Source organism: Caballeronia sp. LjRoot31, from assembly GCF_964253885.1.
GTDB lineage: Bacteria > Pseudomonadota > Gammaproteobacteria > Burkholderiales > Burkholderiaceae > Caballeronia.
The window spans coordinates 725,734-738,010 of the sequence record NZ_CAXURX020000002.1 but is presented as its reverse complement, the minus strand read 5'-3'; the positions used below and the strand labels follow the sequence as shown (position 1 = coordinate 738,010).

The 12,277-nt window shown below is 61.2% G+C and carries 12 protein-coding genes; 5 read left to right on the top strand and 7 right to left on the bottom strand.

Going from position 1 to position 12,277, the window contains the following annotated elements; translation table 11 throughout:
• Nucleotides 1-5: 5 nt before the first annotated feature.
• The 4 genes from ACSQ8V_RS21720 to ACSQ8V_RS21705 all read right to left on the bottom strand — a co-directional run bounded on the left by ACSQ8V_RS21720 (nt 6) and on the right by ACSQ8V_RS21705 (nt 4,744).
• Complete coding sequence (locus tag ACSQ8V_RS21720) at nt 6-1,811, bottom strand: ATP-binding response regulator (RefSeq protein WP_213762269.1); 1,806 nt, start codon at nt 1,809-1,811, stop codon at nt 6-8.
• The gene (locus ACSQ8V_RS21715; RefSeq protein WP_213762008.1) at nt 1,811-2,320 is read right to left on the bottom strand and encodes an oxidoreductase; all 510 of its coding nucleotides are present in this window, start codon (nt 2,318-2,320) and stop codon (nt 1,811-1,813) included. Before ACSQ8V_RS21715 ends, ACSQ8V_RS21720 begins: the two co-directional genes overlap by 1 nt.
• Before the next feature lie 8 nt (nt 2,321-2,328).
• Complete coding sequence (locus tag ACSQ8V_RS21710; protein WP_213762007.1) at nt 2,329-3,966, bottom strand: ATP-binding domain-containing protein; 1,638 nt, start codon at nt 3,964-3,966, stop codon at nt 2,329-2,331.
• Nucleotides 3,967-4,072: 106 nt separating this feature from the next.
• Entirely contained in the window at nt 4,073-4,744 is a 672-nt protein-coding gene (locus ACSQ8V_RS21705; RefSeq protein WP_436207111.1) for a glutathione S-transferase family protein, read from the bottom strand.
• Between the two features lie 202 nt (nt 4,745-4,946).
• Here ACSQ8V_RS21705 and ACSQ8V_RS21700 point away from each other — a divergent pair, with 202 nt between their 5' ends.
• A complete protein-coding gene (locus tag ACSQ8V_RS21700; protein WP_213762005.1) occupies nt 4,947-5,117 on the top strand; it encodes a hypothetical protein in 171 nt (56 codons plus the stop codon).
• A 62-nt stretch (nt 5,118-5,179) separates the two neighbouring features.
• On the opposite strand, the gene ACSQ8V_RS21695 is transcribed toward ACSQ8V_RS21700, so the two are convergent.
• The 3 genes from ACSQ8V_RS21695 to ACSQ8V_RS21685 all read right to left on the bottom strand — a co-directional run bounded on the left by ACSQ8V_RS21695 (nt 5,180) and on the right by ACSQ8V_RS21685 (nt 8,027).
• Entirely contained in the window at nt 5,180-5,593 is a 414-nt protein-coding gene (locus ACSQ8V_RS21695) for a response regulator (protein WP_255631141.1), read from the bottom strand.
• A gap of 393 nt (nt 5,594-5,986) precedes the next feature.
• Nucleotides 5,987-6,742 carry a helix-turn-helix domain-containing protein gene (locus tag ACSQ8V_RS21690; RefSeq protein ID WP_436207981.1) on the bottom strand — a complete coding sequence of 252 codons (756 nt, stop codon included), beginning with the start codon at nt 6,740-6,742 and terminating at the stop codon, nt 5,987-5,989.
• 331 nt (nt 6,743-7,073) lie between these two features.
• Nucleotides 7,074-8,027, bottom strand: coding sequence for a 4-hydroxyproline epimerase (locus ACSQ8V_RS21685; protein ID WP_436207110.1), 954 nt, complete (start codon nt 8,025-8,027; stop codon nt 7,074-7,076).
• Between the two features lie 275 nt (nt 8,028-8,302).
• Between ACSQ8V_RS21685 and ACSQ8V_RS21680 the strand changes: the two genes are divergently transcribed.
• From ACSQ8V_RS21680 to ACSQ8V_RS21665, 4 genes are all read left to right on the top strand, one after another.
• Entirely contained in the window at nt 8,303-9,208 is a 906-nt protein-coding gene (locus ACSQ8V_RS21680) for a dihydrodipicolinate synthase family protein (protein WP_436207109.1), read from the top strand.
• 345 nt (nt 9,209-9,553) lie between these two features.
• A complete protein-coding gene (locus tag ACSQ8V_RS21675) occupies nt 9,554-10,057 on the top strand; it encodes a hypothetical protein (protein WP_436183649.1) in 504 nt (167 codons plus the stop codon).
• A 178-nt stretch (nt 10,058-10,235) separates the two neighbouring features.
• Nucleotides 10,236-11,588, top strand: a complete 1,353-nt coding sequence (locus ACSQ8V_RS21670; RefSeq protein ID WP_436207108.1) for a DUF2325 domain-containing protein — start codon at nt 10,236-10,238, stop codon at nt 11,586-11,588.
• A 484-nt stretch (nt 11,589-12,072) separates the two neighbouring features.
• On the top strand, nt 12,073-12,216 hold the full coding sequence (locus ACSQ8V_RS21665; RefSeq protein WP_436207107.1) for a hypothetical protein: 144 nt from the start codon (nt 12,073-12,075) through the stop codon (nt 12,214-12,216).
• Nucleotides 12,217-12,277 lie beyond the last annotated feature (61 nt).

Sequence of the window (12,277 nt, the reverse complement as noted above, 5' to 3'; positions counted from 1 at the left end):
ACCGCTCAACGTATCCGCCTTGCCGCCGATAACGCCCGCGCCAAGGCGCTTTTCAGCACTTCGTAGCGCACGGGCTTGAGCAGGTAATCGAAGAACAGGATAGCGGCGCTGGGGTCGACCAGATCCGGCGCGTAGGCACTCACCGCGATCACAGGCAAGCTCGCGCCCGCTGCCCGCCTTGCGCGGTACTCATTCACGAACGAGTACCCGTCCTTGCCCGGCATGTGGAGGTCGGCGAGGATCACATCGGCCTGATTGTTCTCGAGCCACGCGAGCGCACTGTCCACGTCGGGCATTGCCACGCTCGCATAACCGAGGTGCGCCAGCATTTCAGTCAGCGACTCGCGGATGGAATCATGGTCGTCTATCACCAGCACGCGTGCTTTCTTCAACGGTGGCAAGTCAGCGGGCGCACGCTCGCGCTCGGGCATTCGCGCCACCGATGCAGCGGGCAAACTCACGCGAAACGCGGCGCCCTGACCGACGTCACTCGACACGTTGACCACGCCGCCCAACAATTCGACCAGCCCGCGCACGACCGCGAGCCCCATGCCGGCGCCATCGAAACGCCGCGTGCTCGATGAATCGAGTTGCGTGAATTCCTTGAAGATCAGCGGCAACTGTTCGCGCGCAATCCCGGGACCGGTATCAATGACGGAGATATCAAGCCGTTCGAGCGAGCGTTCGAAACGCACATCGATCGAGCCTGAGTCGGTGTACTTGATAGCGTTCGTCACCAGGTTGGTCACGATCTGACGCAGCCGGTGCTGGTCCGATTCCACCAGACCCGCCTCGCCCGCGAACTGCCCGCGCAACGCCAGCCCCTTCGCCACGGCCGCCGGTGTATTCGCGTCCACGATGGAGTCGAGCAGTTCCATTGGATCGAATACAGTCAGCCGCAATTCAAGCTTGCCGGCGCCGATCCTAGCGAAGTCGGTCAAGTCGCGCATCTGTGCCTCAAGATGGCGTGCTCCGGTCTCGAGCCGCTGGATGATCTTGCGATCGCTTTCGCTATGCAGGTTCAGTTCGAGCAGTTCCACCGACGACACAATGGCATGCAACGGCGTGCGCAACTCGTGGCTGATCATGCCGAGGAACGCGTCCTTCGCCTGCGACGCTTCGCGTGCAGCGCGGGTTGCCTGGTGTTGCGCTTCGAGCGCCGCACGTTGCTGGTGAATCAGCCGCGAACGCCGGTAGCCGTTGAGCAGCAGCATGGCGGTGGCGACCATGGAAAGCAGCGCGAGCAGCATGCCCGCTGCGAACAGATAACGCCGCTTCGAAACGAAATCGCGCGCAATGTAGTCGCGCTCCGCCACGTCGACCACGCGGCGTCCGTTCGCCAGCTCGTTGACTGCATCCTGGTTCTGCCGCAATACGCCAATGATCTTCAGCGTGCGCCCGGGGTCCTTGCTCAACAAACCAATATCCGGGTCGATAGACCCGAGCGCTGCGTCCAGTTGCCGCAGGATCTCCTGCTGGCGGTTTCGCAAGGTGCCTCGATCGGAGAGCATCGCGGTGGAAGCGGTGACAATGGCGAGCTTCGATTCAAGCACCTCGAACCGGAGCTGGATCTCGTCGGTATCGGCGTCGATCCCGCTGCGATACAACAGAACCTGGTTCGCAAAGCGGCCGTACGCAATCTGGAATTGCGCGCCGTCCCAGTAGAAACCGTCGTACGGCAGGGTGAGTTGCTGCGTGGTCTGGTTCGCCAGCAGGACGGAATACAGCACGTAACCCACGCCGCCAAGCGGCGGCGCAATGGCTGCCGCCACCAGCATCGCCACCTTGAAACGGCGAAGCGGCGCACGCATCATTTCACGACCATCCCTTTGATCTGCCACACGAACTTTGCCTCCGCGGCCGAACCACTCAACTCGGACGGATAGGCGTCGCGTGGATAGATCAGGAACAGTGGACCAAAGTTGCTGACGGTGAGGCGCACGCCATTCCTGCTGTAGGCCAGAATCGCGCCGTAGCGCTCGGCTTCCCTGGCGCTCACCGTGTATGAATAGTCGTCGATCGTGCGCAGTTCGATACCGTCGGCGCGTGCATCCACGAGCTTCAGCACGTCACCCAGCAGCGGCCCGGCGAAGGTGGACTTTGGCGTCCAGGTGGTCGAGGTCGTGATCGTATGGACCGGCAGTTTCAGCAGGTCGGCTTCGCTGATGTGATAGACGCTATGGCTTGCATCGTTGGTGCGCCCGATCATTCCCTGCACGTCCAGCGCCAACGGCGCCGCGCTCGCGGCAAACGGCAACGAGACGAGCCACGAAGCGAGCAACGAGGCCGCAAGAAATCTCAACACTGACTGCTGTCTCATGGCGGCGCTCAATGCTGTTCGTCGAAGGCCAGCGCCGCACGTTCGGACGCCACCACGATCAACTTCATGGTGGCACGCGTCGCACCGACAAAGAACTTGCGCGCGACCTGTTCGTCGAAGGTGTCGAAATCGACTTCAGTCAAAATCACGCAGGGCGCCGACTGGCCCTTGAACCGGTAGATCGATTCGAGCAGTACGTCACCTTCCCGATATTCCGGATTCCCGAACAAATCGTAACTGCCCGTGAAGCTGCGCAAGCGATGCGGCCCGAGCTGGTCGACCGAAGTCAGCACCGAGCCTTCGCGTCCGCGAAAGGACAACACCGCGATGTCCTGCTTCCGGTAGCCGAGCGCCAGCGCCTGGGTGATCGCCCGCTTGGTCGCCTCGATCACTTCGTCGGGGTGGCCATTTTCGTAGGTGGAGAGACTGACTTCGGAACCGTCGAACGGACTGCCCGCGTCGAGCTGCACCTCGCGTCCGACGATCCGCCGGATGTACGCGAGCAAGTCACGCGGACTGCGATAGTTCGTGGTCTCGCGCAACGTGGTCCAGCCGGGCAGCGGCACGGGGTCGCGGAAATACAGGTTCTGCATCGGATCTTCGAGCCACCACCATGCGCCGTCCGGCTTCAGCAAACGGGCCAGCGCGTCCACCCAGGGGGCCTGAAAATCCTGGCCTTCATCGACAATCAATACATCGAACTTCCAGTGCTCCGCAATCTCGACGTTGGCGAAACGCTCCTCCAGCGTAGCGAATACGTTCGGCTGGCTGAAATCCGGCGGGGTACCGGCGTCGCGCGTCACGCTTGCGCTGAGCTGGTGATAGTTGGCAATGCGTGCTTCGGGCGGCGCGACCAGACGGATGTGATCGGCGAGCGGCCGGTTGAAGCACACGTACAGCACGCTGCGGCCCTTCGCCACCGAATCGCGCATGACCTGCACCGCCAGTTGCGTCTTGCCCGAGCCGGCCGTACCGATCACGCGCAGCCTGAACGGCTGGAACTCGAGCCGGCGCGCCCATGTGGCGAGGCCTCCCGAGAGCCGGGTGACAAGCATGTCGGCCTGACCGACCAGCGCGTTGGTATCGGGTGTGAGCGCGAGTTCGTCGGAGAGAAAGTGATGGATGCGGGCGGACGCTTCGAAACGCGGCTCATTGGGCGGCAGGATATCGAGCACGACGGACGGCAGCTTCGCCCGGCGGCTGGCATCGACAATGCGTGCTTCGGGCACGCCTGCTATGGACGCGTCCTTCACCGTGTAGTCCGGGCAATACAGCAGCTCTTCAATCCGGTAGGTGCCCGCGCCGAATGCGGCCGTGAAGCGCCGGTGCAGGTTCTCGAGCGTCCGTGCAAGCTGGATGGCGACGTTACGCTCTTTCTGCATGTAGACCTTCATCAGGCCCGCGGGCGTTTCGCGCAGGAACCCCGCCTTCTGTTCGATGACCAGCACCCGGCCCGACGGCGCGACCACCACGAAATCCGCTTCGCCGAACACCGAAAAACCTTCGTTGATGCGGGTCCAGTGAACACCGTGATACACGGTGTAATCGTCGGGGAGTTTTGCGAGCAGCGCCAGCGTGTCGAGTTCACGCACGGCAGCGCCGGTCGCTTCCATATTCTTCCAGTCGTCGGGGACGATTCGAGCCATGCTTCGCCTTCGCGCCTAAGTGCGTATGAGTGCCGGAAAGTGCCTGATTCGAGGTGAATCCAGGGAGCCAGCGGCCATTGTACGCAAGCCGCGCGGCCGTCCCGGGTCAGTCCGCAAAATCGTATTTTCCGCCACGCTGCAACGCTCGCTGATAGGCCGGACGCTCGTGAATCCGCTTCACGAAAGCCGCTACGTGGGGAAGCTTCTTCGCGCCCGCACGCTGGGTTCCGGCTTCGAGCGGGAAGCTCATTTGCACGTCGGCGGCGCTGAAGGAATCGCCGGCGAACCATTCGGACTTCGACAGCTCGCTCTCCATGAAGCCGAAGTGCAGTTTCAATTGCGGGTCGATGAAACTGTCCTGCATGGTCTGCGCGATGCGCCGCGCGATAGGCTTGACGAAAAACGGCATGGGCGCGCTCGCGATGCGCAGCGCCACCAGTTTCAGCAGCAGCGGCGGCATGGCGGAGCCTTCGGCGTAGTGCATCCAGTAGTTATAGCGAAGGCGTTCCGGCGTGGTCCCGTGCGGGGGTGCGAAACGCCCTTGTCCATAACGCTCGTTCAGGTACTCGATGATCGCGCCCGACTCGGCGATCGTCTGGCCGTCGTCCGTGATGACCGGCGACTTTCCGAGCGGATGCACAGCGCGCAACTCGGGCGGCGCGAGCATGGTGTTGGGGTCGCGCTGATAACGCTTGATTTCATAATCGACGCCCAATTCTTCCAGCATCCAGAGCACGCGTTGTGAACGGGAATTGTTGAGGTGATGAACTATAAGCATGGAGGATTGCCGTTAGGGTTGAAGTCCGGGCGCAAACGCGCCAAGAATACAACATGGCTGTGTACGGGCGTTCGCGTTCGGTATACGCACCGAGGTTATATTCGGTTAAGTGCCGGATTGATGGGGTGCGGCCCGCTTTGTGCAGGGGCTAATGATCGAACACGCGCTTTCCCGGATCAAAACAACGCAAAAGGACAATTCAATGACCCTGGTTATTTATCTGTTGGGCTGGCTGATACTGATCGGCGGCGTGTCATGGGCGCTGGTCGCCATGCATGTGTCGCAACACACCATCATGATTGTCGACGTGATCTTGCTGGGCATCGCGGTGATTACCGGCGCCACCCGCGCGCGCAACCGCGACCGGTCATAGGACCGCCGACGCGCAGGACAAGCCCGTCCTGCACGTTTTGGCGGCGAGCGGCGTATAGAACGCTAGGACAGCACGCGCGTACTAAGCGACTGCTGTATTAGCCTCACCAGCACATCGGGATGCACAGGCTTCGTCATGAAGTGCTGGAACCCTTCGCCGATGCTTCGCAAGCGATATTCGTCTCCGTCGTGCCCTGTCAGGGCAATCGCTATCGATGGCGTCAGGTTGCCTCGAATCTCATGGTCGCGCAGGCGCTGGATCAGGTAAAAACCATCCATCATCGGCAGATCAATGTCGCAGATAACTGCGTCGGGCAACTCCCGGATGACCGTCTCGGCGCCCTCTTCGGCGTCCTCCACGGCGACGACTTCCGCGCCTTCCTCCTCCAGCAGCATTCGCAGTGACTCGCGGCTTTCCAGGTCATCTTCGATCAGCACAATCCTGGTATGTCCCAGTCTCGCTACTTCATTCATCATTATCTTTTCTAACAGCCCAAACAGGATTCCAGTGCCAATGTCGCGGCTCTCGCGTCTCACTCACTGCGGACCTTGCGGCACGACGGCATGAGATCCATGCGGCACCGTGTGAGCGGCCGCGCGCGCCGGTGTCGAACGTCGCGCGGATTAAAAATTCAACGGGCGCAGTATGCCTCATTGCGTAGTCGACCAAGCTTGCAGCAAAAAATAGACCGAGCGCAGAAACTGCATGAGGAACCACGGCGGAAGCTCCTCTGCGCGGGGCTTTGCGCGAACCCTAAGGTGTTCGCGCCAGCTCTGCGCGAAGGCACGCGCCGGCCGCATTTGCCACCGCGCAGGTAATTTTTTATCCGCCATGCCGTTTTGAAAGTTCAGACTTATCGACTCTGATAATCACAATGAAAGCTTTGCTGCGGCATGTGTCGCGGGATGCGTCACCACATGATGCGAGCGCAACAGCGCTCGATATTCGGTCGGCGTCAGGCCGACGGTCGCCTTGAACTGTCGCGTGAATGCACTGTGGTCGGTGTAGCCGCATAACGCCGCTACGTCGGTGACCTTGTCATGCGAGACAAGCAGCGCCGTAGCCGCATCGAGCCGCGTCTTGAGCAACACCTGACGCGGTGTCAGATGAAAGACCTTGTGGAAATAACGCTCGAGCTGGGCAATCGACATGTTCGCCATCGCCGCCAGATGCGGCATGTTCAGCGGCTGCACGAAGTTGCTCTGGATATGCTGGACGACGGCCGCGAGCCGGCTGTAAGCCGGATGCGTCCCTTCGTCCGCCTGCAGGTCGCGCGAGATGCCGGCCAGGCCAACGACCGTGCCGTGTGCATCGTGGAGCGGCTGCTTGGACGTCATGCACCAGCCCGGTTGGCGCGCCGGGTAGAGATGCAGTTCGAGCTGGTCGATCATCGGGCTGCCCTGCGCGATGATCGACTGGTCCTGCGCCGTATAAATGCGGCCAAAGCGTTGCGGGAAGACTTCTTCCGCCGTCTTGCCAAGCAGTCCCAGCTTGTCCTTCAGGCCGCAGCGCGAAGCCAGCGCGCGGTTCACCAGGGCGTAACGCGCCTGCGCGTCCTTCACGAAGAAAACGATATCGGGCATCGCGTCGAAGACCGGTTCCAGCAGCCTGAAATGCTGCAGCATGGCCTCGAGCGTCGCGGCGCCCGCAGGGGCCTGCAACGTGGCGTGCAAGCCGGGTGGCGCGGCGCCGTGGTCGGGCTCAGCATGCGCCGGACGGTCCGTCGTAGTGGTCATTCGCGTCTCGCTGGCGTCGTCGGGGTCCGCAAGTGCCGCACATGCCACGTATGCCGCGTGGATGGGCGCGCACCGCGCTGCGCCCGATTATAGGGGCGAGAAGCGTCGGTCAAAATTGGGGCTGACGACAGGGAGGCTTGGGGCAATCGGAGGATGACGGGGACGAATACGCGGCGGGCGCGTTGCGCTGACCGGGACTATCGACGTCCCAGCCCCACGCTCATGCCGCCGGGATACCCCAGGCGAACGGGTCCGTACTGTCGAAGCAGAGTCGGCCTTCGGCCATGATGTGCGCATGCCCGGTGATGGTCGGGATCACCGCCTGGCCCGCGAGTTCGCCGGAGTGCCGGTAGCTTGCCTCGAACACGCTGCCAATAATGCTTTCCTGCCGCCACACCTCGCCTTCGGCCAGTTTATTGTCGGCGGCAAGACAAGCGACTTTCGCGCTTGTGCCTGTGCCGCACGGCGAACGGTCATAGGCGCTGCCGGGACACAGCACGAAATTGCGGCTATCGATACCGGCACGCGGCGAGTCCGCGAACAATTCAATGTGGTCGATGAGCGCTCCGTCCGCGCCGGTAATGCCTTGTGCCTGCAATGCCTCACGAATGGCGTCTGTTACCGCTGTCAGTCGTATCAGGTTCGTTGCAACGAGATCCTGGCCGTGATCGGCCACGAGAAAAAACCAGTTGCCGCCCCATGCGATATCGCCCGTCAGCGGCCCATAACCGTCCACATCCACACGGACCGCTTGCCGGTATCGATACGACGGTACATTGCGCACGCTCACGCTGCCGTCCTGATGCAATGTGGCTTCGACAACTCCCGCGGGCGTCTGGATCCGGTGCGAGCCGGGCTGAATCTTCCCGAGGTAAGCAAGGGACACGATCAGGCCGATCGTGCCGTGGCCGCACATGCCGAGATATCCGACGTTATTGAAGAAGATGACAGCAGCCGCGCATCCCGGATCGTCCGGTTCGCACAATAACGCCCCCACGATCACGTCCGAGCCGCGTGGTTCTGTGGCCACGCCCGCCCGCCAGTCGTCGTGTTTCGTGCGAAGGTTTTCCAGGCGTTCGGCCAAGCTGCCGCCGCCCAGATCAGGCCCACCCGACGTGACGAGACGGGTGGGTTCCCCGCCCGTATGTGAATCGATGAAGTGTAGGATTTTCATGCTGACATCGTAGAAATTCGGGCCGGGTCCGTCTTGGTAGCGCTCAGCGGATTTGATGCCGATTTCGGCATAGATGGAGTAGATCTATATAAGTCCGAAGCCCTCGCATAACCCCTCTTCACGGCCCGATTCCGCTGCGCTCAAGCCCTTCGGTCAAGCAGGCCAGGGAATCATCATTGTGCCGAAATCGGCATCGTAATTGCGCGCAACGTGCAAGACGGCTCATTCTGCAATGCTTAGACTGCACTCAACCGATCACTTTTAGGAGAGCCGCCATGGGGCATATCTGGGAAGGCGTAATGCCCGCCGTCACGACCAAGTTCAATGCAGATTTCAGCATAGATCGCGCTTGGACGAAGAAGAATATCGAGGCGCAGATCGCGGCCGGGGTGGACGGCATCATCGTCTGCGGATCGCTTGGCGAAGCGTCGACGCTCTCGCTCGACGAGAAGCTGGACGTGCTGGATATCGCCGTCGATGCAGCCCAGGGACGCGTGCCCGTGTTGCTGACGATTGCGGAAAACAGCACGCTCGACGGTTGCCGCCAGGCCGAACTCGGCGTCAAGCACGGCGCTGCCGGTTACATGGTGTTGCCGGGTTTGCGTTATTTGTCGGACCGGCGCGAAACGCTCAACCACTTCCGCGTGGTCGCCAGTGCGAGTCCCTTGCCGATCATGGTCTACAACAACCCGCTCGCGTACGGCGTTGATGTGACACCAGAAATGTTCGCCGAACTCGCCGATGAAAAGAAGCTCGTTGCCATCAAGGAATCGGCCGGCGATGTACGCCGCTTCACGGATCTCATCAATGCGGTCGGCGACCGCTACGCACTCTTTTGCGGCGTCGACAACCTCGCGATGGAAGCCTGCCTGATGGGCGCGCATGGCTGGGTTGCGGGGCTGGTTTGCGCGTTTCCTCAAGAGACCGTGGCAATCTTCAAGCTGCTCAAGGCCGGCCGCCTGGAAGAAGCCCGCACGATCTATCGCTGGTTCGCACCGCTGCTGGCGCTCGACGTCTCGGCCAAGCTGGTGCAGAACATCAAGCTGGCCGAGGCCATGGTCGGCCTTGGCACCGAACCGGTCCGGCCGCCGCGCTTGCCACTGGCCGGCGACGAACGCCTCGCGGTCGAAGCGTTGATCAAGCGTTCGATTGAAACCCGGCCGGTTTTGCCGACGCTCTAAATTGAGTTTTCCCGCGGCGGCTTCGGCTTGTTCTCATTGAAACAAGTCGGTAGCCGCCGCAGTTTTATTCCTGATCGATCCCGCCCCTCCTGATCCTCCAGCCGTAAAAACGAGCCTGTCCTGGCTCCGTTCCCGTCAATGACCGCGCGGCCGCCTGAACAAAAGGCAGCCCGTCTGCGAACGCTCCAAAGCCTCAAAACCGGCCAGGTTCCCTCTAACCTCCAAGACAAAAAATAGTCATTCGTTATATTCTACGGAATATCACGGTACTATTCTTTTGCTCCCGATTATTCATCTTGCCGGCGCAAGGAAACCTATCCAATCATGCATCTCGAGGATTTACCCATGTCCGGGCAAAAGGCATCAATACCCCGCGCTCCCGCTTCCGTCACGCTGCGCCACGACCTGTCGGTCGCGATCACGCCGCTCAACTCGGCGCGCAATCCTGAGCGCACAGAAGCGATCAGGGAAGTGGTCGATGCATTCCGGAACCTGCGCGCAAGCGTCGCCCGTTTTGTCCTCATGCTCGAGGACATCCGCGGTAACGCCCGCTCCCTCGAATCCACGACCGGCCAGCCGCTCGGCGACCTTTTGTTTTCCCTTGAAGATCACGCTCGCGCGCTCGACTTCGGCCGCCTCGACGACCTGACGTTTGCCATCGAAACCGCCCGAACGGCTGAGCAGCAGCGGGATCAGGTATTCCTGGCCGCACCTGGCAGCGGCACGGCCGGTCTTCAGCAGGTTGCGCGGAGTCTCGAACGCCTGGACGCCACCTTCGTGGGTTTATGCGTCGAGCACGTGCTTGAGCGGCACTATCGAGACCGTGCGAGCAGCGACATGTCTGTCTGAACGTCGACGTCCTGTACGCCGGAAGCGCCCGGCGTTGATTGCGTCGAAGCACCCGTCCGGATTCGCACCGTTATATTCGATGGTATATTTCGATATCCGTTCATCGAGCAGGCTAAAGGCCGTTGTCTGTTCAGCCGTTTGACATCCAGTTTGACATCCAGATCGATTCGAGGTGAATGTGCAACCCGTTCCCCCTTTCCGCCTAGCCCGCACGCCGTCCGCTGAATCGACCAGCGCTGCGGGTGCTTATGCCGGCACTCACACCGGCGCGGCGGATGCCTGCTGCGCGCCTACCGACGCAGAGCTTCGCAGTCCGCACCGCCGGGCGCGGCTGTCGGATCTGGATTCGCATTTGCATTGCTCGGTCATCGGCACATGCCTGAGCACGAACGAGCTTAGAAAACTCGTTCCGAAGTTTACAGATCGCGACCGGCAACATGCGACGGATCTGGAGATTCATCACGCGGCGGTGGAGCTCGCCATAGAGGGCGGCGCGGGCGCCAAGGCATTACAGAAGGCGCTTGATGCGCGTTATTCGGGTGCCGTGCGCCGCTTCGAAGCGGCAAAAAATCCTGAAGCCCTGCTGGCGCTCTGGAAAGAAGCACTCAAGAGCGGCGATATTCCGCCAGCTTACTGGGCGTTGATGACGCATCCGGAAGCCATCATGAGCGTGCGTCAGGCTGCGTTCGGCGACCTGCATATGTTGTCCCATCTGGTGGGCGCGGCCAACCGGGCTGACATCCGCCGCCTGGTTGCACTTGAAGAAGAAAATGCGGCACTCAAGGACAAGATCGAGCGGCAGCAAGACAAGCTACACGAATTGACTACGGAACGCGACGCGTCACTGCGCCAACTGAGCGCGCAAGTGGCCGAGTTGTCCGCGAAGGCGGAGCGCATGCCAGATACGTCCGAAGCAAGTCTCGCGGCGGAAGTCCAGGCGCTGCGCGAGGCGCTGGCTGCACGCGACGAACGTCTTGCGATTCACACTAGCCGCCGGGAAACCGCTGAGCAACGCGCGCTCGACGAGCAGCGTCATGCGCAGAGCTTGAGCCAGCGGCTGGACGATGCCATTGCGATGCTCAACGTGGTCCAGGCTGAATGCAACGCGCTGGAACAGGCGCTGGTGGCTCAGGGCAGCGAGGCCGGTTCAAAGGCCGAGGAGCTCACTAACCTGAGCGGCAAGCGCGTGGTGTACGTTGGCGGCCGGCCCGGTTCGAACGCCGCGTTAAAGCAACTGGTCGAATCGGCGGGAGGCGATTTTATCGTCCATGATGGCGGCATAGAAGACCGCAAGGGCATGTTCGCCGCCGCGCTCCCGCGAGCGGACATTGTCGTGTTTCCGGTCGACTGTATAGACCATGACTCCATGAACCTGCTCAAGCGCGTATGCGACCGCCATCAGGTCGATTATCACCCGCTAAGAACCGCGAGCGTGGCGAGTTTTGTGGAATTGATGACGCGGTTGGGCCGAGCGTCGCTGCAATCGGGTAATACGCCGCCGGCGTCGCGGTTTTGTCTGCGGCACGGCTAACCCATTGTGCATCGCGATTGCTAAGGGGTTAAGGTGGAATTGGTTTTCGTTCGCACTCGGTCGGGGGGCGGGGTTGCTAGGTTGTGGGGTTAGTGGTCGGGGTCAATGCCGGGTTGCTGCTTTCAGTGTTGGTGGTCTGCTTGAGTCGGATTTTCTCTTTATCACTGTTAGCCACTGTGCGTGGCGGCACGTCATTTCTTTGTCCAAAGCGACAAAGAAACGAAGCAAAGAAAGCGCTTTAACCGCTCTACCCTAAGTGTCCACAGCGTGCAGTTTCTATTCATAGGTGCCCCAAAAGCACGGTGCTCGCCAGAGCGGAGGATGTTTGAACCCCTCTTTCTCCGAACACCGATACCCACACGCTTCGCCACCAGTGATTGAACCTGCCCAAGGGGCACCCCGCGCTATCCGCGGATAACCAATCACCAGATTAGTACGCACTTCGAACCATATCGCTAACCCGCGCAGAAACAAGGCCATCGAAATGCGCGAGGTCATAGTAGGCGAAAATAAGGTGCAGGTCGCGCAAGCAATCCAAAAAGAACGAAGCCTTAAATATGCGTCGACCGTAACCCGCGAAGACGACGGCGCAAACTACGCCGCCAACCTGGCAGCCCTGACGCAGTGAAGACGCGTGAGGCCGTGCGGGTCCCTTGGCGAACCGTGCTTGCCCGAGAGCGTACGGGGCG

Bases quoted from the DNA above. Each gene is read 5' to 3' on its own strand.
- ACSQ8V_RS21690 (WP_436207981.1), bottom strand. From the start codon at position 6,742: ATGCTGCAGCATTTCAGGCTGCTGGAACCGGTCTTCGACGCGATGCCC.
- ACSQ8V_RS21705 (WP_436207111.1), bottom strand. From the start codon at position 4,744: ATGCTTATAGTTCATCACCTCAACAATTCCCGTTCACAACGCGTGCTC.
- ACSQ8V_RS21675 (WP_436183649.1), top strand. From the start codon at position 9,554: ATGTCCGGGCAAAAGGCATCAATACCCCGCGCTCCCGCTTCCGTCACG.
- ACSQ8V_RS21695 (WP_255631141.1), bottom strand. From the start codon at position 5,593: ATGATGAATGAAGTAGCGAGACTGGGACATACCAGGATTGTGCTGATC.
- ACSQ8V_RS21720 (WP_213762269.1), bottom strand. From the start codon at position 1,811: ATGCGTGCGCCGCTTCGCCGTTTCAAGGTGGCGATGCTGGTGGCGGCA.
- ACSQ8V_RS21665 (WP_436207107.1), top strand. From the start codon at position 12,073: ATGCGCGAGGTCATAGTAGGCGAAAATAAGGTGCAGGTCGCGCAAGCA.
- ACSQ8V_RS21685 (WP_436207110.1), bottom strand. From the start codon at position 8,027: ATGAAAATCCTACACTTCATCGATTCACATACGGGCGGGGAACCCACC.
- ACSQ8V_RS21715 (WP_213762008.1), bottom strand. From the start codon at position 2,320: ATGAGACAGCAGTCAGTGTTGAGATTTCTTGCGGCCTCGTTGCTCGCT.
- ACSQ8V_RS21700 (WP_213762005.1), top strand. From the start codon at position 4,947: ATGACCCTGGTTATTTATCTGTTGGGCTGGCTGATACTGATCGGCGGC.
- ACSQ8V_RS21710 (WP_213762007.1), bottom strand. From the start codon at position 3,966: ATGGCTCGAATCGTCCCCGACGACTGGAAGAATATGGAAGCGACCGGC.
- ACSQ8V_RS21680 (WP_436207109.1), top strand. From the start codon at position 8,303: ATGGGGCATATCTGGGAAGGCGTAATGCCCGCCGTCACGACCAAGTTC.